Origin of the sequence: Halomicronema hongdechloris C2206 (assembly GCF_002075285.3) — a bacterium.
Classification (GTDB): Bacteria; Cyanobacteriota; Cyanobacteriia; order Phormidesmidales; family Phormidesmidaceae; genus Halomicronema_B; species Halomicronema_B hongdechloris.
The window spans coordinates 2888632-2908514 of record NZ_CP021983.2 but is presented as its reverse complement, the minus strand read 5'-3'; the positions used below and the strand labels follow the sequence as shown (position 1 = coordinate 2908514).

The window sequence follows — 19883 nt, the reverse complement described above, 5'->3', positions numbered from 1 at the left end:
AGGGCTACATACCTGGCACCGCCGTCAGGAGCAAACTGGTGAAAAGTCGTGATTTTCAGTACTCTGGAGACATCTTACCGTCAGGATAAGCAAGGGACGCTGGCTAGCCTGTTCTAGCCTTCGTTTAAGGTTCACGGTAAGGCCTGACTGGGCTGTCGTTGCCTGTCGTTTAATCGCCATCCACACTGCCTAGCCACTGTTGGTAGTTTGGTACAGATCGTTAGCGATCATAAGGAGATATCAGAGACGGATATGGGCCAGCCTCATCATCCCCCGCCCCACGAAAGACGACTGGTGGCCCTAGGACGTATTCTCCAAGCCCTACGGCAAGGAGGAGCCCCTGACCAGCTGGTGCAGTTGGTATTGGATCACGTCAGGACTGAGTTTGATTACCCCATCCTCTGGGTGGGGCGCTACGACCAGTCGAATCATCAGATGCTGTTGCAGGGCAGTGTTGTCCCCGGCGATAGCCGCGTGTTTCGGCCTAAGTTATCCCTATCCCCTGGGGATCTGATGGAGCAGGCCCTGATCGAGCAGCGCCCCCTGATTGTGGTAGACCTGCGCCAAGAACCCAGTGCCGGGGAATGGACCACCATTGCCCAGGGTCTCAATATCCAGAGTGCTATCCTCTATCCGATTCGCCGTAAGGATAGCTGCATTGGCCTGATGCTGCTGGGGGCTGAGCGTTGGGGCATTACTCCCAGTGCTGAAGAACGGGCCCATCTCTCGGTGTTGCTGGGCACCCTGGCGGAAGCATGGCATCAGCATGATATAGAGTATCAGCGGCAGCAGCAGCAACATCCCGACCGGGTGCTGGAGACGTTGCTGCAGCGGTTGGTCCACATCGAGCATTTAGACGAGCGGCTGACGGCGGTGGTCCACGATACCCATCAGTTGATTCAGCCGAGCCGGTCTCGGGTGTATTGGTTTGAGCCCAGGACCAATCACTTCTGGTTGCGGGTGCAGTATCCGAAGCCGACCAAACAGTCGCGCTCAGGGGAGCCAGGAGGACAGCCGTCTGCCACCATTCAGGTGCAGGAGGCCCGCAGCTTTTACCAGACCCTCTGGGCCGATCAATTGGTGGTGGTGGGAGAGGCCCATAGTTCCCTGAAGGCAGGATTGATGGCGCCGCTGATGGCGCAGATGCAGGCCCAATCGTTGATCGCAGCGCCGATTTTCTGCCGCAACGAACTGGTGGGGGCACTCTCGGTAGAGGGAGACACGCCGCGCCTCTGGAGTGAGGCGGAGAAGCGCTATATGCAGACGGTGAGTCGGTTGCTGGGGTTGGCCATGCCGGTGGCGGCGGCCGATGAGCTGATCGCCCAGACTCAGCGTGATCAGCAACTGGTGGGGGGCATCGTCCACAGCATCCACAGCGATGCCGACTGGCGCAAAACCCTCGATCTCTGTGCTCGGCAACTATGCGATCGCACCGACGCCCACTACTTTCTATTGCTGCTGCACGATACCGAACACGGCGGCTATGAGATCTGCTACCAAAGCCACGGGCCAACGGGGCGGGTGCCTCCATTGACTTGGCCGTCTCTAGATGAGGTCGACTGGCAGATGCTAGAGCGCAGCCAGGGCGTCATCCGCATCGAGGATGTCGAGCACGACCTGAAACTGATGGCCTGGCGCGGCAATTTTCAGGCTCTCGGCGTCCAGTCCCTGCTGGTCTGCAACGTCTCCATTGGCCATGCTCCAGAGGGGCTGATCATTATCGGCGACAAGACCTGCCGTCATTGGTCCACAGCAGAGTGCACCCTCCTAGAAACTGTGGCCCAGCAGATTGGCCTCATCCTGCACCAGTGGCAACTGCAGCGCCAGATGGATCAGCAGGGACATGTCTACGAGGCCATCCAATGGGGCCTGCGCATGCTGCAGAGGACCTTTCAGCCCGAACAACTGGATGCCGCCACTACCCAACACCTGGCCAACCTATTGCAGGTCCCCGCCGTGGTACTCGTGAGTTGGGCCATCGGTGAAGACATGGCCCAACTCAGCCAACTTGTCCTGCAGACCAAAGCCTTTCAAATCGATGAAGACGCCGTTATTCCAGTGGCCTCCGATGCCATCATCAACTGGGCCTTACAAACCGATGGCATTCTCCCCCTGACCATGGCTGATCTACCCGATCTGAGTCGGCAATGGCTCTCCGGCCCCAACGACAGTAATCTGCTGATTACCGCCCTCCGCACCGCTCCTAAGCACACCCCTACAGCCGTCCTGATTGTCCTGGCACCGCCCGAGAGACGCTGGACCGAATACCACTTCAATCTCCTGACCCTAATTGCCAACCAGCTGGCCTGGGCCCGACGACATCTGAGCCTGACGGCAATGCTCGTCACCCAGCGGGAAAAATTAGAAATGCTCAACTGGTATAAACATCGCCGTTTCGAAGAGGTGTATCACCAGTTAGAGAAAGGCATCCAGCGGCTACAGGCCCTAGGCAAGAAACCAGATGCCCTGGCCAGTCAGCGGTTCCAGCAGATCCTGAGGCAATTGAGTAGCCTGCTGACCAGCCTCAATCCACTGCTGCAGCATGAACACTGGAAACTCCATACCGATTACAAAACCACTCCCCTCATCAGTTTGCTCAATCGCTTGATGGAACGGGTCAACCCCCTGATTCAGGCGCAACAACTCTGGGCTAAGGTCCATAACGAGAGCAATCTGATCATCGGTGGTGACCTGATTAAAATTGAATTTATTCTCTATGAATTGCTAGCCAGCGCCTGTCAGCGCTCGCCTCGGGGCGGTCGTATCGACGTTTGGTGTCGCCAGGTGGATCGCCAGTGGCTGGAATTGTCTATCACCGACGACGGCAAGTTACCCCCCACCCTGATCGATGAACTCAATCTGGGTCGCCCGGAAGATCTGCTAGCGCCTTCCGCCCTAGATGACCCCCCCGGCTTGCATCTCGCCATCTGCCACGGCCTGATGAAACAGATGGGAGGAGACCTCTCCCTGTCGATTCTGGATGACCAGCGGATTTTGAGTCGGGTACTGCTGCCGATCGCTAACAATTCTCGCAGCCACCGGTCCGGACCGCTATCACCGCCGGGGTCAGCTAGCCAGCCCTTCTCTCGCCACCATGGCCGCTAGGCATGCCCTCCCTCGGGGCAAGACCGTTGCCTAGCGACGTACCCGACCCCTGAAGCCGGATGCCTTGAACTGCTTCAACTGCAGGGGTTCCGATCGCATCACTTGCATTTCCCTGAAAGCCGACTTCAGCTTAACCCGATCCGGCGCCCCCAAGGTAGGTGGCTCAGGCGGATAAGGACAGTCGCTGCCAGAGAGCCTGGCGCATGGTGTCGATGGGGACGGGCTGTTGCAGCCAAAGGGTTAGGGCGGCCGCCCCCTGTTGCACTAGCATCTCTAAGCCGTCTACGCTGGTTAGCCCTGCAGCCACTGCTTGCTGCAGAAATTGAGTGGGGCGCGGGGTGTAGATCAGATCATAGACAATGGCCCCCTGCGGCAGCTGGGCCATCATGGACCTACTGAGTGGCGAGGCCTCCACCTGGGGCGCCATGCCCACCGGAGTAGTGTTGACCAGGAGTCCAGCCTGGGGCAAATGCTCATACAGCCGCTCCCAGGTGTCTACTCGCAGAGGAGGCTGAAGGGCAGAGGTCTGCCACCCGGCTAAGAAGTGCTGTAGCTTAGTGGCTCGGCGCCCAATTACCCAAATGGCCTGACAGCCCAGGTGCGCGCAGCCAGCTACCACTGCCCGTGCCGCCCCGCCGTTGCCCAGAATTACGGCAGTGGTTTGGGCCCAGTCGCGAGGGTAGGCTGCTAGGGGAGCCAGGAAGCCATCGACGTCCGTATTGGTCCCGGCCCAGCCCTGGGGCGTGGGCCAAATGGTGTTCACGGCTCCAATCGCTGTGGCCATATCGGAGACCTGGCAGAGGAGCGGAATCACTGCTTGCTTATGGGGAATGGTGAGGTTCACCCCTTGCACCCCCAAGGCCCCTAAGCCATCCAAAGCCGCGGGCAAGTGTTGAGGCGACACTGGAAAGGGCACATAGACCAGGTCAACCCCTAATTCCTGCAGGGCGGCATTGTGCATGACGGGAGAGAGGGAGTGATCTACGGGATCTCCCATCACCCCCAATAGCCGGGTCGAACCGGTGATCATTAGGATTTAGAGAGTAGGTTAAACGACTGTGATGCCTCAGCATCCTACCTGGTCCCTTGGATTCGGTTCAATAGCCGTCTATGCTGAACATCTCAGAGGAACTCACTGGGTAGAATCAGGGCAAGGTCCTTTAAGGTCACTATGATCGGCACGTTGCTAGCAGGACGTTACAAACTAATTCGAGCCCTAGGATCAGGAGGATTTGGTCAGACCTATCTGGCTGAGGATATTAGGGCCACAGAGGGACAGGCTGATCACGACGGGCTTTGTGTGGTGAAGCAATTACAGCCGGCCAGCCAGACCTCTAATTTTCTGACTGTGGCCCGCCGCCTGTTTGACACCGAAGTCTCTACCCTAGAGACCTTAGGACAGCATGACCAAATTCCGACCCTGCTGGATCATTTTGAAGAGGACAATGAGTTCTATCTGGTGCAAGACTTCATCGATGGCCAGTCACTCAAAGAAGAATTTAAGGCCAAGGGACGTTTCGGTGAAGCCGACGTCATCGACCTGTTACATCAGGTGCTGACGATTCTCAGCTTTGTCCACAGTCAGAATGTCATCCATCGGGATATCAAGCCTGATAATTTAATCCGTCGCCATCGCGACGGCAAGTTAGTGCTGATCGACTTTGGGGCCGTCAAGCAAATCCGAACCCAGCTGTCAGGCCCCTCAGATACGCAACTGACGGTGGGGATTGGCACCCAGGGGTATACGCCCTGTGAACAGTTGGCAGGCAAACCTCGCTTCAGTAGTGACCTCTACGCCCTAGGCATGACGGCAATTCACGCCCTCAGCGGGGAGTCTCCCTCGGATTGGGTCGATGATCCCGAAACGACTCCCCTGCAATGGCCAATGTCGGTATCGGTGAGCCCTGGGTTAGAGCAATTCCTGCGTCAGTTAGTGCAACCCTCGGTATATCGCCGCTATGGCTCGGCCCAGGCGGCCTTGGCGGATTTAAATCGCCTAGACCAGTTGGTCCTCGAGGTGGATATCCCCGAGACGGTCCCAGATCTGCGGTCCAGTCAAAAGGGGGGGCAACCCTGGTGGTGGCGGTTAGCAGCGCCAGTCATGGCCACGGCCCTAGTATTTGGGGTGCGCCAGCTGGGGGGCTTTGTGCCGCCAGAGCTGGCCGTTTACGATTGGCTGGTCTATCAGCAGCCCGACCTGGGCCCGGACCCGCGGTTGCTGCTGGTGGAAATTACCGAAGCCGATTTGCAGCGCTTACAGCGCCCTACCCCAACCGATGCCACCCTAGCCCAGGCCATCGACATCCTGCAGGGCTATGACCCTCGGGTCATCGGTCTCGACATGCATCGGGAACTGCCCCAGGGCGATGGCCATGCCCAATTACTAGAGACGCTGCAGGCTCCCAATCTAGTGGCCATTTTCAGCATTGGTGGCACCTCGAATCAAGCCCTGCCGCCCCCTGACACCGTGCCTTCTGACCGGGTGGGGTTTAATGATATCCCGGTGGACTCCGACGGTGTCATTCGGCGCAACTTGTTGTTCGCCTCTGCCAGTAATGAGGCCGACGCGCCGGTGTGTATTACAGCTTTTCCCTACGGCTGGTGGCTGCAAGTATCTGGCGGCAGAGGGCATTGAACCCGAGGGGAGTCAGGTGGATCCTGACATCATGCAACTTGGAGAGACGATTTTCTGGCCCCTGACCTCCAATTTCGGGGGGTATCAGGGGGTCGATGCCCGTGGCTACCAGTTGTTGCTGGATTATCGCTCGCCAGAGCAGGTGGCCCGCCAGGTTTCCCTGACTCGGGTATTGCAGGGAAGTTTGCCGTCTAATTGGGTTAAAGACAAGCTGATATTGATCGGCACCACGGCGCCCAGTGCCAAGGATCTGTTCTATACCCCCTACAGTAGTTTCGAGGCTGACAATCACCAGATGGCTGGGGTCACCATCTCCATAGTCAGGCCACCAGTCAGGTTGCTCAGTGTGGTGTTAGATCGACGCCCTTGCCCTGGAGTTGGCCGGAGTGGGTAGATATTCTTTGGTTCTGGGGGTGGGGTGGGGTGGGGTAGCTTCGGGCTGCTGCTGCTCTCGTCACCCTGGCGGCAGGGAATCGGTTGGCGTCTTGGCCCGGGACGGTGATTGTCGGGGTGTCGGTGCTGTGTTTTCAGCTCGGAGCTGGATCCCTCTGGCTGCGCCTCTGGACAGGGTTTGTGGTCAAGCGCTGTGGGTGGCTATCTTGGTGCACCGGGGCTCTCCACCGGGGCGTCGGTCTACCTTCACCTGGCAGCCATTGATTAGTCGGCTGTCGTCGCGGCGGCGTTGAGAGACTGGTGATAGAGATGCACGATTTTCGCCACCACATCGTCGATGGTGAGGCCGTCGGTGCATAGTTCGATGGCATCGTCAGCCTGCTGCAAGGGGGCTACCCGGCGGGTGCTATCTTTGCGATCGCGTTCGTCGATGGCCTGGGCCAGATCCTCTAGGCTCACGGGGGGGTGTTGCTGGGCGGCCAGGTCCCGCTGTCGTCGCCGGGCCCGCTCTTGCACCGAGGCAGTGAGAAAAATTTTCAGTTCTGCCTGGGGAAAGACCTGGGTGCCGATATCGCGCCCTTCCATGACAATGCCGCCATGGACGCCATGGACCTGCTGTTGCTGCAGTAGCCTCTGCCGCACCATCGGTTGCGCTGCGACGGTGGAGACATGCTGGGTCACCGCTGGGGAGCGAATGGCTCGGGTCACTTCTTGGTCGTTGATCCAGATGCGGGAGGGGAAGGGGGTGCCTGGCTCGCCAGCGGCTAGGCGAATCTCACAGTCCGGGATCACCTCGGCGACGGCGACCTCATCCTGGGGATCGATGCCCCGCTGCAACACCAACCAGGTGATGGCCCGATACATGGCACCGCTGTCTAGATAGAGCAGATCGAGGGTTTGGGCTACCCGGCGAGCCACCGTAGATTTACCGGCGCCGGCTGGACCGTCGATGGCGATGATGGGCCGCCGCGATCGCAACCACCAATTATCGATCAAGCGGGTCTGGCCGACATGGGCAGCTACCGCCAACAGCCCCACCGTGTCAATCTGCCAGAGGGGGGTCAGGGTCTGGGGATGGACCAACTCCACATACTGGGGCCGCACCGCCGGGACGGTAGCCAACACCGCCTGAACGGTATCGATCAGGACCTGTCCCTGGCACTCCCCTTGCTGAAACCTTTGAGCCGCCGCCTGCAGACCTTGGTAGAGCACGGTGGCCTGCTGCCGCTCTTGGGGGCTGAGGTAGCGATTGCGAGAACTGACGGCCAGGCCATCGGCCTCGCGCACCGTGGGGCAGGGCACGATCTGGCTGGCGATGTTTAAATCCCGGACCAACTGTTGCAGGATCGCCAGCTGCTGCGCGTCTTTCTGGCCAAAGTAGGCCCGATCGGGCTGCACCAGGTTCAGCAATTTGGTCACCACCGTGGCCACGCCAGTAAAATGCCCGGGGCGGAAGCGACCGCAGAGACACGCCGTCATGGCTGGGGGGGGCACCACCTGGGTGACTCCGGCTTCCAGGCTGTCGCCATAGAGCACCGCCGCAGTAGGCGCAAACACCGCATCCACGCCCAGATCATGGCACTGGCGCAGATCTTCACTCAAGGTGCGGGGATACTGGTCCAGGTCTTCTCCGGGGCCAAACTGCAGGGGGTTGACGAAGATGCTGACCACCACCTGGTCATTGTCTTGGCGGGCTCGCTGTATCAAGCTAGCGTGCCCTTGGTGCAACGCGCCCATGGTGGGGACGAGACCAACGGTCTGGGCCGCTGGTGCCGCCCGCAGGCGCACCAGGTAGCAGTGTAATCCTTCCACCGTTTTGAGCAGCTGCACGGCTCCACTCCTGTGATAATCGCAACCCGCATTGTATAGTAACCGCGATGACGGGGTGGGGAAGACGGTCAATCATGACCCTTTAGATCATGACGCCATTCCCTGGCAGAGGCCGCAGGTCAGGGGAAAGTTTACTAAATGTTGACGGCGACTTTGTGGCCAAGACAACCAAAATGGCCCCCACAAGGTGGCTGCCTGGCAGCTTCTCGACGCAATGAGCCCGTCAAGATCTAGGGGAGTAAGGGGGCTGGGGCTTGATTAGGCAGATATCAGGGCGCTGCCGTCTCGGGGCTGAGGGTGGCGATCAGGGCTTCCACCCGCTGACGAATCTGATCGCGGACCTGGGGAAAGATCTCAGGCTGCTCTGCCGGATCCTCCAACTGCCAGTCATCGAAGTGGGGGCGGGTCACCCATTCTGGCGGCAGGTCGACGCCGCAGCCACAGAGAGAAATGACGGCGTCGAAGTCCTCGGGGGAAAAGTCGCTTAGCGCCTTGGATGTCTGGTCACTGATGTCAATGCCCACGGCTGCCATGGCGGCAATGGCCTCTGGCCGCACCTGGCTGGCGTCTAGGCCGGCACTGGTTACCTCGATCTTGCCAGCCCCAAAGGTCTTGGCGAAGCCTTCCGCCATTTGGGAGCGAGCAGAATTTTTCTTGCAGACGAACATGACCCGTTTCATGGAAAATACCTCAATTGAGTAATGGTGACGATTCGGAAACAGGTAATAAAAGCTGCATGCAGATTGCCGAGTCTGGACAGAGAGATGCAAACTCTGTCGTCTGCTGTATGGTTGTCGGGGCAAACTGGCGCTCAATGCAGGCGAAGCCCAGTTTGGCAAAAAAGTGAGGAGCTGTATTAGTGAGTAAATACAGAGCCTGGAGACCTTCAAACTGAGCCTGCTGAATCAACTGACGACAGAGCCGTTGGCCATAGCCTTGGCCTTGCCAGGACGGAGCAATCACCAAGGAACGCAGGAGGCCATCTTCCCCATGACGTTCAATACCGCCTATACCAACAATGTCGTTTCCTTGAACACCTAGATACAGACAATCGAGAATATCTGAGAGGTCCTCAGTCGGTAGCTGATGTTGCCCCAACCATGTCTGGATCAACGGTTGATCAGCCACCGTAGCCGAACGCAAATACAACCCTGGTAGTTGAGAAACCATTAGAGATGGGCTTTCAAACAGCGGGGATCGGATAAGGTTGCCTTTTCCGGATCTCGAGGGAACCAGAAGGCCGTACGCTTGCAGAGGTCTACCAACAGCAACATCACCGGGACTTCGATCAGTACCCCAACCACGGTGGCCAAGGCCACTCCTGAATTGAGGCCGAATAGGGTCACCGCCGTTGCGATCGCAACCTCAAAGTGATTACTGGCCCCAATCAGCGCCGCTGGGGCCGCATCCTCGTAATAGAAGCCCAGCTTCTGGGCAATGGCGTAGGTGATCAGGAAAATAAAATTTGTCTGCAAGAACAGCGGCACCGCAATCAGCGCAATATGAAATGGATGGCGCCCAATCAAGTCACCCTTGAAGGCAAACAACAGCACCAGAGTAATCAACAGGGCCGCCACCGCCACCGGGCTCAAGTATTTCAAAAACACCGTCTCGAACCAGGCTTTACCCTTGTGGCGCAGTATCCAGGTTCTAGACACGGCCCCCGCCAACAGGGGTAGGCCCACATAGATCAGGACTGACAACACAATGGTTTCCCAGGGCACGCTCAGGTTATTGGCCGCCAACAACCACCGCCCCAGTGGCGCATATAGAAACAGCATGGCCAGGGAGTTAATCGCCACCATCACCAGCGTGTGGCCCTGATTACTAAAGGACAGATAGCCCCACATCAGCACCATGGCCGTACAGGGGGCAATCCCTAGTAAGATCGCTCCGGCGATGTAGCTATCCGCCAGGGCAATCTCTCCACCGCGGATTAACTCCGTGCCAGCCAATAGCGGACGAAACAACCAGCCCAAGAAGACTTGCGCAAATATCACCATGGTGAAGGGTTTTATCAGCCAGTTCACCACCAGGGTCAGGATGACCGGCTTCGGCGTCTGGGCCGCCTTCTTGGCCTGGCCAAAATCGATCTTGACCATGATGGGATACATCATGAAAAACAGGCAGATAGCAATGGGAATCGAGACTTGATAGACACTCATGGCGTCCAGGGCCACCGCCACCCCAGGAAACAGGCGTCCCAATCCAATGCCGACGACAATGCACACCACAACCCAGACGGTGAGATAGCGCTCAAAGAAGCCGAGTCGCCCTCCGGCATGAACCGCCCTGGCATTGATCTCTGAAGAACCTGTACCCATGGAATCCTCTACTCACGCGAGGGGAATCAATATCAATATGGAGAGGCAAACCCGGGATGCGGCTGGTCTCTCCATATCCATCATTTCAATAAAATTTGATTTGTCAAGCTCCCATCATTGGCCAGGAAATGAATTCCCAGCTTGACGTGTATGGCTCTGAAGAGGGCTTTGCGGTTAGAGTAGCTGGCTCGACAAGTCCAGGGCTCAGCTAAGCAGTGTCACCATTAGAGGTGATTTGCAAACCACCTAGACAGCAGTCAGAGCCAGGCTTTCGAAAAATCTGTTAATCTCCAAGTGAGATCAAACCCTAGAGAAAGCTCACCCTGGAGCTTTTTTAAGATTTCCCTTGCAAATTAGCTCTTAGGTGCCGGCGGACAGGTTCTGGCCGGCAACATCGAACTGAAGCGACGGAACTCAGCCAAATACTGCTCTAGTTCAACCAACCGGGTCAGATTGAGGCTGTAGTAAATCCAACGTCCCTGCTGGCGAGAGCGAATCAATCGGGCCTCTTTCAGAGTCTTCAGGTGAAAGGAGAGTTTAGACTGGGCTACCGCTAGAGAGTCACATAAATCGCAGACACATAGCTCCTGTTCCCGTAGCAACTCCACCACCTGCAATCGCAGCGGATCCGAGAGGGCTTTGAAGGCTGTAACAAGTTCAGTTGATATGACTGGAGCCGTATTTGCCATTAATGCTAGTAATAGCCGATAGCCAGGATATGTCGGATCTGCCTAGCAGTGTAGCAGGCCCTAGTTAACGGCGACGCTCCATAGAGAGGCCCGTAGGCGATAATGGGGGCTGCAGATTACTCAGATGCGGTTGAACTTAAGCTAAGGTGCCTCTAATTCTCTGGGTTACGGTTCATGCGTCTTCATACCACCGTCGCCGGTAGCGGTTACCCCATCCTCTGCCTCCATGGCCATCCTGGCAATGGTCGCAGTCTTAGCGTTTTCACCGACGTCTTCAGCCGTCGCTTTCAGACCATTGCCCCCGATCTGCGCGGCTATGGCCAGAGTCGCAGCCGCTATCCCTTCCAGATGAGCGACCATCTTAGCGATCTAGTGGCCCTCCTAGACGAACGCGCCATTGACCAATGCCTAGTGCTGGGCTGGTCCCTGGGTGGCATTTTGGCCCTAGAGTTGGCCTTAGCTCAGCCGGAGCGCATCCGGGGATTGATTTTGGTGGCAACGGCCGCCCGTCCCCGGAGTAGCCATCCGGCGATTACCTGGCAAGATTTGCTCTATACGGGGCTCTCAACTGGCCTTAACTGGTTACGTCCGGGGTGCGACTGGGCCATCCAAACCGGTCGCCGCTCCCTTTACCGCTATCTACTGCGGCACCACACCCAGGCAGTCTATCGACGGTTGGCCGGGGAAGGAGTGCCGGCCTATCTGAAGACCTCACGGGGAGCTCGCCAGGCCCTATCCCAAGCCCTAGTCCAGGGCTATGACCGATCATCGGTCCTGGACTCCCTGACCATGCCTTGCCTCATGCTCTGTGGCCGTGAGGATCGCCACATCACCGCGATGGCGAGTCAGGAGACAGCTAAATACCTGGCCAACTGCCAGCTCCATAGCTATAGCAATGTGGCCCATCTTTTTCCCTGGGAAATTCCTACCCAGGTCACTGGTGACATCCAGACCTGGCTGCGGCAGACCTTCCCGGATCTATATATAGCCACCGCTCAGAGCTAAGGCAGAAGGCAGAAGGCAGAAGGCAGAAGGCAGAAGGCAGAAGGCAGAAGGCAGAAGGCAGAAGGCAGAAGGCAGAAAGGGAGATCCTGATCAATGCAGCCTTGCCGCTCTAGTCGATATAGCCACCGCCACCATGCTGGGCGCAGTGGCGAGCCAGTCGGCCCCCCTAGACTGGGCTATTGGGCGATCGGCTCTGTCCTCAGCTGACTGGCCAACGCTATATGTGCCGGTTAAACATGCCGCTGTATCGGGTGATCGGCTCAGTCCAGGGCGCCAATAATGATCAAAACCTGGATGGCGTCCTATCTAACGCCTGTTAAGACTGGCTAAATGCAGGGGAGGGAATACCGCCGATGGCATCGCTCTCCTCCGCTGAGATGGTCAGCTGCTCTGGCTGCTGGCAATGTTTAACCGCAGTCTGGATATGAGAAGCGCCTTCCTGCTCAAGATCCTCGATGTAGCCGTTCTTAGCTAGCTCGGCTTCTTCAGCAATGGAAAATGGTCCGAAGTAGTAGGTACAGACAGGATTTTGGGTTTTAATTTCCACCCACCATGCCTTGTTGGACCCAAATAGGTTTTTAAACAGACGACCAATCATAAGCTTATTATCCTCTGCCTAACTGGAAATAGGGTGCCCTAACTCCTCGCGATCACCACACCCGGAAAGAGAACGGCGATATTGTTCAAATTCCGTTATACTTCTTTACTTTTCTTTTTGCAAAGAATCCAGATACAGTTGACTCACCCATTGTTGACGATAAATCTCGTAGAGCGCCATGCCGGTAGCAACAGATGCATTCAAGCTGGGGGTCTTGCCTCGCAGGGGAACGGATATCAGCTGGTCACAGCTCTCTTGAATGGTCAGGCTGAGACCGTCGCCCTCAGCTCCCACCACCAAGACGGTGGGGCGATCGAAGCGGGCGGTATGCAGCGATCGCCGTCCCGTTGCCGCCAGCCCATAGATCCAAAAGCCCTGTTGCTTCAGTTCTTCCAGGGCCCGCCTCAGGTTGACGACCCGGGCTACGGGAAAGGTCTCTAGGGCGCCGGCGGCGACTTTCGCCACAGTGGCAGTGATGCCGACGGCTCGCCGTTGGGGAATCACGATTCCCTGGGCTCCTAGCGCCTCAGCACTGCGAATGATCGCCCCGAGATTGTGGGGATCGGTAATGCCATCGGCGGCGATCACCACGGGAATCTTGACTGTCTGCTGAGCCTGGGCCATGAGATCGCCGAGATCCCGGTAATCGTAGGAGGCCACCTGGGCCACTAGGCCCTGATGGTTGGCGCCGTTGGACAGCTGATTGAGGCGGCGGCTGTCGACTTCGTCGATGACAGCACCCCTGGCTTTTGCCTCTGATAGTAGCGGCAAGAAGCGGGAGTCATAGCGGAGTCGGCTGTTGACCCAGAGCCGATTTAGGGGACGCTGATTGGTGATGGCGGCTTCGACAGCATGGCGGCCATAGATGAGATCGGCAGCGTCTTCTGCGTCTGGCTGATCGGCCGGGGTCCCGGCTGTTTTGCTCGGTTTTACGGGCTTGGGTGCTTTAGTACTACCGGAACGACGGGGCTTGAAGGTATCTCGGCTGCGCTTGGGCCCCCCAGAGCGCTGGGGACGAGATCGCCCGCCCGAGGGACGAGGATGAGGTTGCTTCGAAGCCATGGTATCGTTGTTCATTGCGTTCTGGAGGCCGTTAGGAGTGACTGCTGACCGTTAAGGCGTGGGGGCGGTGAAATCAAGATGGTTGAGGAGCTCTAAGAGCCGCTGGGGATCGTTTAAGTAGAGATAGCCGATCAGGGCTTCAAATCCGGTGGCCTGTTGGTAGGCTTGGGGATCACTGCGGCCGGGGCGCTTGGGAGCGGCGTTACGACCACGACGGACGATATCATCTTCTGCTGCCGTGAGCTGCGATCGCAACGCCGTCAAATGACGCGCCTGCTGTTCCGCCCGGACTTGCGCCACTACCCGACGGTGATAGGTTTTGATCCGACTGGGGGGAAACAGAAACTGTTCCCGCACGAATAGTTCATACACGGCATCTCCTAAATACGCTAAAGCCGTAGGAGATAACCCTTGCGAGGGGAGCTCAGCCCTAGTCATCGCCATTGCCTCCGCAGTGAGATGGGCTCGCAAGGTCCAAAAGCGACTCGACTCCAGCACCATGGATCTACCTTCCTAGCGGAGACTGGATTATGCTGCCCAAACTCCCACTAGTTGCCCAGTAGAACGACAATGGTCAGGTCTTCTCTCAGGTCTTCTCTACATTAGCAATGGCCACCTCAACCGAGGGCTGCAGAGACAGAAATTGTTCCAGGCGCACCAATTTAACCGTTTGAGTCACCCGGGCATTGGTGACCACCTGCACACTGCCTCCCTCTGTCTTTGCCTTCTTGACGATTTGCACCAGCGCCCCTAGGCCGGAACTGTCCACGAAGTCAATGGCAGACAGGTCCAGGATAATATTGCGGGGCCCCTCATCAATGCATCGGTTGAGCACCTTACGAAAGGTCGGCTCAGAGAATGCATCTAGCAGCCCAGTGAGGCGAAAGACTTGATAACTTGCCCTGACGTCTCGGGTGCCTCGTAAGCTTACGGTCAGGGTTAACGGCTCAGCTATGGGAAACCTCCTAGCTCGATCTCCGAATTCGACGCTTCAGTATATGCCAGTATAAACGCAACTGCAAGGCATCGTGAGGGGGGGACAAAACCCGTTAGGCCGACGCTACAGTAGTGCTCAAAAGGTCTTCTGCAGGGATTTCTGACGATGTTGCCGCATGGTCTCAACAAATTTTTGGAATAGGTAATCAGCATCATGGGGGCCGGGACTGGCCTCGGGGTGATATTGCACCGAAAACAGCGGCAGTTGCTTGTGCTCGATGCCGGCGACGGTGCGATCATTGAGATTGAGGTGGGTGATGGTCACCTGCGAGGTATCCAGGGAGTCAGCATCCAGGGCAAACCCATGGTTCTGGCTAGTGATTTCCACTTGCCGCTGGAGACCACAGGGTTGATTCAGACCGCGGTGGCCAAATTTGAGCTTGAAGGTTTTACCCCCTAAGGACAGGCCCAGGATTTGGTGGCCCATACAGATGCCGAAGGTCGGCAGTCGATGGTTCAGGAGGGCGCGAATTAGCGCTGGGGCTTCCGCCACCGCTGCCGGATCCCCAGGTCCATTGGAGAGAAAGATACCGTCTGGGGTGTAGCTGAGGATGGTCTCTGGCGAGGTCGTCACCGGCACCACAATTACGCGGCAGCCGTGGCTGGCCAACCGACGGAGAATGTTGCGCTTGATGCCAAAGTCAATGGCCACCACGGTAAGAGGCGGCTCGTGGGCACTCGCTGCAGGTGGACTCACTGCCCAAATCGGATTGCTGGCCTCGGTCCACTCGTAAACCGCAGCCGTCGTGACATCTCGCACCAAATTCAGCCCTTCCATGGCAGGAACCGTCTGCAGCTGTCGCAGCAATTCATCGGCATCCAAGATGTCGCTGGAAATGGCCCCATTCATGGCCCCGAGGCTGCGAATCTTGCGGGTGAGGGCCCGGGTGTCTATGCCGTAGATGCCGGGGATGCCATGGTTTTCTAAGTAGCTCGGCAGGGATTGGGTGGCCCGCCAGTTGCTAGGCAACGGGCAGATATTGCGGGCAATCACCCCAGACACTTGGGGATGGGGCGATTCGTCATCATCGGGGTTGACGCCGGTATTGCCCAGTTCCGGATAGGTAAAGGTGACGATCTGACCGCGGTAGCTGGGATCGGTTAACACTTCCTGATAGCCAGTCATGCCCGTGTTGAAGACCACCTCCCCCAGGATGGTGCCTGCGGCGCCAAAGGACCAGCCCCGGTATACTGAGCCATCTGCTAGGACCAATAGGGCCGGCTTAGCCTCGAGAAAAGTCATAAATCGACGGTATCCAGGTTTGTAGGGATTCTGTAAGCGCTACTATCCTAAAGCCTATGGGCATGATTGAGATCGCTAAAATAGACCCTGAAGCGTCTTCCATCTAGAAAAATATCCTGGTCTAGGCGATTGAACTCAGCTTATTTGGCCCGTTCAGCCAGCCCTTGGCTGAGTAGTTAGCTGGAGCCCTCTAACGCCGATGCCACGGCGATGATTCCTGAGGCATTAGACGCTAGGGCTGGAGTCTGATGATCATGGCACAGCCATGGAGCTGTCATCCCCATAGCACCGGAGCAAGAATCAATCATGCGGTTGCGACCTAATTGGATGCTGGGTGGTTTAGCCTGTCTCTTGGTCAGCTGCGGTCCTCAGCTCGAGGATCCCAAGGCTGCAGACTCGACGGCAACCGTTAGTATGGCGAGTGCGGCCAACCCAGAGGAGAGTGCCTCCGGGCCTACCCAGGCAGCGGCCCCGGCCACCCCTAAGCCAGCCTCGAGCGATCATTTTCGCCAGGCCGTCAATGCTGCCACGAGTGCGGTTTCCATTGGCCAATCGGCCCAATCTCCCCAGGATTGGGACTTAGCCATCAATCGCTGGCAAGTGGCCATTGATTTCATGGCCCAGGTGCCCGCCGGCGATCCGAACTATAGCAAGGCTCAACAGAAAATAGCGGAATATCGGCAAAACCTGGCGGCGGCTCGCCAGCAGCGTCAAGCCATTGGGACAGAGCCGACCGTATCGTCATCAGAGCCAGTCGCCGCCGATGGCCGCGTCGCCCAGATTCCGATTGTTGCCCGTAGAGGGGGAATCCCAGTGGTGCCAGTTTCCCTGCAGGGGCAGCAGGGGCAGCGGCAGTTCACCATGCTGTTCGACACCGGAGCCAGTGGCACCCTAATTACCCGCCAGATGGCCGATGCCATCGGAGTCACCATTGTGGGTGAGGCCACGGTTACCATTGCCGATGGCAGTCGGGTAACGTTGCCCTTGGGCTATGTCAATGCCATTGACGTCGGAGGACTCCGCCAGGAAGGTGTCGTGGTGGCCATTGGCGGAGATGTGGGACTCTTGGGCCAAGATATCTATGGCGACTATGGCATTTCCATGGGCTCCCACGCGATTCACTTGTATCCCTAGGGAGTGAGCCCATGGGCGCTCATGGCCGGCTAAAAAAGATAGCCGCCAAAATAATTAAGAGCAGCAACGCCGCGGGGACGAATAAATTGATCGGGTCTATCATGCTCTTACGTCCCGTCTAGGGTGCAACTGAACCAGGGCTAGAAGCCCTATCCCTGGTCTGGATGGGGCTTTAGGTTTCGGTAGACTCGCTCAGGAGCCCCCTTTACCCATGCCTATCCCTGACATCGTGACATGGTTGCAGGAGCGAACGGCCCTCAACCTACTCAGTGAAGACATTTTAGAAGCATTGGCCCCGTGTTTAGAGGAGCGTTCCATCCAGGCCCAGCAGCGGTTGGTGGTGGCGGGTGAGCAACCAGATGGCCTCTATGTCTTGCATCAAGGCCGACTGGAAACCGATGAGCGGCCGGGGGCGGTGAGTTATTTGCCGGGGGCGGTTCTAAATCTAGAATCGCTATTGCTGGATCAGCCGCCTGACAAGACCGTGGTGGCTTTAACTCCGGTGCGACTCTGGTATTTGAGGGCCGACCGCTTTCGGCAGCTGCTGAGCCAATACCCGGCGATTTTACAAACCTTTACCCGCCAATTGGTAAATGAGCTGAAGCAACTGTCTTTCCAGTTGGATTACGAGCAGGAGCGGCAAGCGATCTTACGCCCCTATGTGGTCACTAAGGCCAAACGGGGAGTGATCGGTCGCAGTCGCTATGCAAATCGGTTGCGATCGCACATTCGCGAAGCCTCCGATAATCAGGCGTCGGTGTTGATCTTTGGCGAGCCAGGCCTGGAGAAAGATAACCTAGCGGCGCTGATTCACTTTGGCTCCGCCCGCCGCCGGGATCCGATCATCCAGGTGGATTGCTCCAAGGTCCAGGCCAGTGGGGCCGACCTCTTCGGCCGCGGTCGCGGTCGCCCTGGTCTGATCGAGGCCCTGGGGCAAGGCACCCTCATCTTCAACAATGTGCAGGAGCTACCAGAGGAATTACTCCCCGCCATCGTAGAGTTGCTGCAGACGCGACGCTATCACCCAATCCACCGCCCAGACGATCCCCCAGCCTCGGCTAAGACCACCCAGGCCCGGCTGATCGTGATTACCGAGCGGGTGATGCCTCAACTGTCTGCCGCCGTCGATACGGAGATCAAGGTGCCACCAGTGCGGGTGCGTAAGGCGGACATCAGCGACCAGGTGGACTACTACATCAGCTTGATCTGCCGTCGTCGCGGCATTGAGCGCCTACAGGTGGCCCCAGAAGCCATCCGCAAGCTGCAGGCCTACGATTTTCCCAACAACTTGCGGGAGCTGGAAAACCTGGTGTCTCGCGCCATTGCCCAGGTGGATCCGGGCGGCGTCATTACCGAAGAAATCATCTGGCCCTCCCAGGGGAAAAAGCAGCAGCTACGGTTCAATCTCCTCAATGGTTACCCGAAGTTGCGGCGATTTTTGCGCAGCCCCTGGTGGCCGGATCGCATTAACTACGGCTTTACCTTGGCCTTCTTCGCCCTGGTGGTGGCCGTCCTATTCATCGGCCCCCAGACCCGCCAGGAAAATGTCGCCCTCAATCTGTTTTGGGCTTGGTGGTGGCCCCTGGTATTGATCGGCTTCCCCTTCGTGGGACGCGTCTGGTGTGCCGTCTGCCCCTTTATGATCTACGGCGAAGTCACCCAGGCCCTGCGACAGCGGTTACTGCCCCAGCCCTTAAAACGCTGGCCCCGGCAGCGGGCGGAGCGCTGGGGAGGCTGGTTCTTGTTTGGTCTGTTCGTCCTGATCTTGCGTGGGGGAAGATCTGGGATCTGGAGGACACCGCCTACCTCTCGGCCTGTCTGCTGTTGCTGATCACCGCCGGGGCCATGATCTTCTCGGCCCTGTTTGAGCGGCGCTTTTGGTGCCGCTATCTCTGCCCCATCGGCGGCATGAATGGCCTGTTCGCCAAGCTGTCCATGACCGAGCTGCGGGCCCAGCAGGGCATTTGCTCGGCGGAGTGTACCACCTACCAGTGTTACAAGGGCGGCCCCCAAAAGGGGGAAGGGTTGGAGACGACTGGCTGCCCCCTCTATTCCCACCCGGCTCAGCTGGAGGATAACCGCGACTGTGTGCTCTGTATGACCTGCCTGAAGGCCTGCCCCCATCGGCTCGGTGGAGTTTAACCTGCGCCCTCCCGGCATGGAGCTGTGGACTACTCATGTGGGCCCGCTCCTATGAGGTGGCCCTGATGTGGGGCTGTTGGCTGGGTGCGGTATTCCTTGCGGCGGCCTCCCGGAGGATTCAGGTCCAGCTAGGGCTAACGTGGGGATCTGAGCCACTTCTTGGGTCTCACCTGGTCGTTCTCGGTTCTGGCCTTGGGCTTACCTGCGACCGCACGCCGCTTGCTGGCCCATGGCCTCATGGTGTTGCTGCATCGATGGCGGCCATTGCTGAAGCCCGCGTCCCTTTATCACCTTGGCCTACGGCTATCTGCCTCTAGTGTGGGCTGCTAATCTAGCCCACTATCTGCGGCTGGCGCCTGAGTGAAGGGGGACGGGTGCTGCCATTGAGCCTGGCACCATTAGGGCTAGAGGGGAACCACCTACCGGTCTTGGTGGCCCATCCAGCGGTAATCGCCTTCTTGCAGGGTAGTGTGCTGCCTGCTGGGGTGGGGTAGCCTCAATAGTATTTGAGCCAGAAAATTTGCCCGTCAGCCCTGGCGGCACTTGCTGCCCCCAGCACCTCTGTGCCCTAGGAGATCGGGGCAGGATTGTGGCAATTTGATCTCGGGTCTGAGCTATCAGGGATAAGATCTGGAGGGGGTGGTGGGTAAGACCCCCTCAGTCATTCAGGCCTGGCGAGCTAATCAGTCATGATTTTCTCACATGATTGCTCTCAGTAGATGTTCCT

17 protein-coding genes and 1 pseudogene are annotated in these 19883 nt (G+C 57.9%); 7 read left to right on the top strand and 11 right to left on the bottom strand.

The window, feature by feature from the left end; genetic code table 11:
- The first annotated feature begins 252 nt into the window (after positions 1 to 252).
- Positions 253 to 3105, top strand: coding sequence for a GAF domain-containing sensor histidine kinase (locus XM38_RS13150; protein WP_088430092.1), 2853 nt, complete (start codon positions 253 to 255; stop codon positions 3103 to 3105).
- A 163-nt stretch (positions 3106 to 3268) separates the two neighbouring features.
- On the opposite strand, the gene XM38_RS13145 is transcribed toward XM38_RS13150, so the two are convergent.
- A complete protein-coding gene (locus XM38_RS13145; protein ID WP_080812125.1) occupies positions 3269 to 4135 on the bottom strand; it encodes a shikimate dehydrogenase in 867 nt (288 codons plus the stop codon).
- 141 nt (positions 4136 to 4276) lie between these two features.
- Here XM38_RS13145 and XM38_RS13140 point away from each other — a divergent pair, with 141 nt between their 5' ends.
- From XM38_RS13140 to XM38_RS13130, 3 genes are all read left to right on the top strand, one after another.
- Entirely contained in the window at positions 4277 to 5740 is a 1464-nt protein-coding gene (locus tag XM38_RS13140) for a protein kinase domain-containing protein (protein WP_088430090.1), read from the top strand.
- Positions 5661 to 6134 carry a CHASE2 domain-containing protein gene (locus XM38_RS13135; protein ID WP_225889310.1) on the top strand — a complete coding sequence of 158 codons (474 nt, stop codon included), beginning with the start codon at positions 5661 to 5663 and terminating at the stop codon, positions 6132 to 6134. Before XM38_RS13140 ends, XM38_RS13135 begins: the two co-directional genes overlap by 80 nt.
- A gap of 83 nt (positions 6135 to 6217) precedes the next feature.
- A complete protein-coding gene (locus XM38_RS13130) occupies positions 6218 to 6397 on the top strand; it encodes a hypothetical protein (RefSeq protein WP_137455111.1) in 180 nt (59 codons plus the stop codon).
- On the opposite strand, the gene XM38_RS13125 is transcribed toward XM38_RS13130, so the two are convergent.
- The 5 genes from XM38_RS13125 to XM38_RS13105 all read right to left on the bottom strand — a co-directional run bounded on the left by XM38_RS13125 (position 6398) and on the right by XM38_RS13105 (position 10976).
- Positions 6398 to 7963, bottom strand: coding sequence for a bifunctional pantoate--beta-alanine ligase/(d)CMP kinase (locus XM38_RS13125; RefSeq protein ID WP_088430085.1), 1566 nt, complete (start codon positions 7961 to 7963; stop codon positions 6398 to 6400).
- Positions 7964 to 8232: 269 nt separating this feature from the next.
- Entirely contained in the window at positions 8233 to 8643 is a 411-nt protein-coding gene (gene arsC / locus XM38_RS13120) for an arsenate reductase, glutathione/glutaredoxin type (RefSeq protein WP_080812119.1), read from the bottom strand.
- A gap of 10 nt (positions 8644 to 8653) precedes the next feature.
- On the bottom strand, positions 8654 to 9133 hold the full coding sequence (arsN2, locus tag XM38_RS13115) for an arsenic resistance N-acetyltransferase ArsN2 (RefSeq protein WP_080812117.1): 480 nt from the start codon (positions 9131 to 9133) through the stop codon (positions 8654 to 8656).
- Positions 9133 to 10287 carry an ACR3 family arsenite efflux transporter gene (gene arsB, locus XM38_RS13110; protein ID WP_080812115.1) on the bottom strand — a complete coding sequence of 385 codons (1155 nt, stop codon included), beginning with the start codon at positions 10285 to 10287 and terminating at the stop codon, positions 9133 to 9135. The genes arsN2 and arsB overlap by 1 nt, the downstream gene beginning before the upstream one ends.
- 353 nt (positions 10288 to 10640) lie before the next feature.
- A complete protein-coding gene (locus XM38_RS13105) occupies positions 10641 to 10976 on the bottom strand; it encodes an ArsR/SmtB family transcription factor (RefSeq protein WP_080812113.1) in 336 nt (111 codons plus the stop codon).
- A gap of 174 nt (positions 10977 to 11150) precedes the next feature.
- Between XM38_RS13105 and XM38_RS13100 the strand changes: the two genes are divergently transcribed.
- A complete protein-coding gene (locus tag XM38_RS13100) occupies positions 11151 to 11981 on the top strand; it encodes an alpha/beta fold hydrolase (protein ID WP_088430083.1) in 831 nt (276 codons plus the stop codon).
- Between the two features lie 316 nt (positions 11982 to 12297).
- Here XM38_RS13100 and XM38_RS13095 read toward each other — a convergent pair whose 3' ends face one another.
- The 5 genes from XM38_RS13095 to carA all read right to left on the bottom strand — a co-directional run bounded on the left by XM38_RS13095 (position 12298) and on the right by carA (position 15880).
- Positions 12298 to 12579 (bottom strand): DUF1816 domain-containing protein, encoded by a 282-nt coding sequence (locus XM38_RS13095; protein ID WP_088430081.1) that lies wholly within the window; start codon positions 12577 to 12579, stop codon positions 12298 to 12300.
- A 105-nt stretch (positions 12580 to 12684) separates the two neighbouring features.
- Positions 12685 to 13641 (bottom strand): 23S rRNA (guanosine(2251)-2'-O)-methyltransferase RlmB, encoded by a 957-nt coding sequence (rlmB, locus tag XM38_RS13090; protein ID WP_225889309.1) that lies wholly within the window; start codon positions 13639 to 13641, stop codon positions 12685 to 12687.
- 51 nt (positions 13642 to 13692) lie between these two features.
- The gene (locus tag XM38_RS13085; protein WP_080812109.1) at positions 13693 to 14142 is read right to left on the bottom strand and encodes a Mini-ribonuclease 3; all 450 of its coding nucleotides are present in this window, start codon (positions 14140 to 14142) and stop codon (positions 13693 to 13695) included.
- An 85-nt stretch (positions 14143 to 14227) separates the two neighbouring features.
- Positions 14228 to 14596, bottom strand: a complete 369-nt coding sequence (locus XM38_RS13080; protein WP_202979028.1) for an STAS domain-containing protein — start codon at positions 14594 to 14596, stop codon at positions 14228 to 14230.
- A 117-nt stretch (positions 14597 to 14713) separates the two neighbouring features.
- On the bottom strand, positions 14714 to 15880 hold the full coding sequence (gene carA, locus XM38_RS13075) for a glutamine-hydrolyzing carbamoyl-phosphate synthase small subunit (protein WP_088430077.1): 1167 nt from the start codon (positions 15878 to 15880) through the stop codon (positions 14714 to 14716).
- A gap of 306 nt (positions 15881 to 16186) precedes the next feature.
- Between carA and XM38_RS13070 the strand changes: the two genes are divergently transcribed.
- Complete coding sequence (locus tag XM38_RS13070; RefSeq protein WP_225889308.1) at positions 16187 to 17014, top strand: retropepsin-like aspartic protease family protein; 828 nt, start codon at positions 16187 to 16189, stop codon at positions 17012 to 17014.
- A gap of 211 nt (positions 17015 to 17225) precedes the next feature.
- Positions 17226 to 19632 (top strand): annotated as a pseudogene (locus XM38_RS13065) (sigma 54-interacting transcriptional regulator); the annotation flags it as partial.
- Positions 19633 to 19883 lie beyond the last annotated feature (251 nt).

Coding starts and splice junctions, on each gene's coding strand:
- rlmB (WP_225889309.1), bottom strand. CDS start 13,641: ATGGCTTCGAAGCAACCTCATCCTCGTCCCTCGGGCGGGCGATCTCGT.
- XM38_RS13135 (WP_225889310.1), top strand. CDS start 5,661: ATGAGGCCGACGCGCCGGTGTGTATTACAGCTTTTCCCTACGGCTGGT.
- XM38_RS13070 (WP_225889308.1), top strand. CDS start 16,187: ATGCGGTTGCGACCTAATTGGATGCTGGGTGGTTTAGCCTGTCTCTTG.
- XM38_RS13095 (WP_088430081.1), bottom strand. CDS start 12,579: ATGATTGGTCGTCTGTTTAAAAACCTATTTGGGTCCAACAAGGCATGG.
- carA (WP_088430077.1), bottom strand. CDS start 15,880: ATGACTTTTCTCGAGGCTAAGCCGGCCCTATTGGTCCTAGCAGATGGC.
- arsN2 (WP_080812117.1), bottom strand. CDS start 9,133: ATGGTTTCTCAACTACCAGGGTTGTATTTGCGTTCGGCTACGGTGGCT.
- XM38_RS13100 (WP_088430083.1), top strand. CDS start 11,151: ATGCGTCTTCATACCACCGTCGCCGGTAGCGGTTACCCCATCCTCTGC.
- arsC (WP_080812119.1), bottom strand. CDS start 8,643: ATGAAACGGGTCATGTTCGTCTGCAAGAAAAATTCTGCTCGCTCCCAA.
- XM38_RS13140 (WP_088430090.1), top strand. CDS start 4,277: ATGATCGGCACGTTGCTAGCAGGACGTTACAAACTAATTCGAGCCCTA.
- XM38_RS13145 (WP_080812125.1), bottom strand. CDS start 4,135: ATGATCACCGGTTCGACCCGGCTATTGGGGGTGATGGGAGATCCCGTA.
- XM38_RS13150 (WP_088430092.1), top strand. CDS start 253: ATGGGCCAGCCTCATCATCCCCCGCCCCACGAAAGACGACTGGTGGCC.
- arsB (WP_080812115.1), bottom strand. CDS start 10,287: ATGGGTACAGGTTCTTCAGAGATCAATGCCAGGGCGGTTCATGCCGGA.
- XM38_RS13105 (WP_080812113.1), bottom strand. CDS start 10,976: ATGGCAAATACGGCTCCAGTCATATCAACTGAACTTGTTACAGCCTTC.
- XM38_RS13085 (WP_080812109.1), bottom strand. CDS start 14,142: ATGGTGCTGGAGTCGAGTCGCTTTTGGACCTTGCGAGCCCATCTCACT.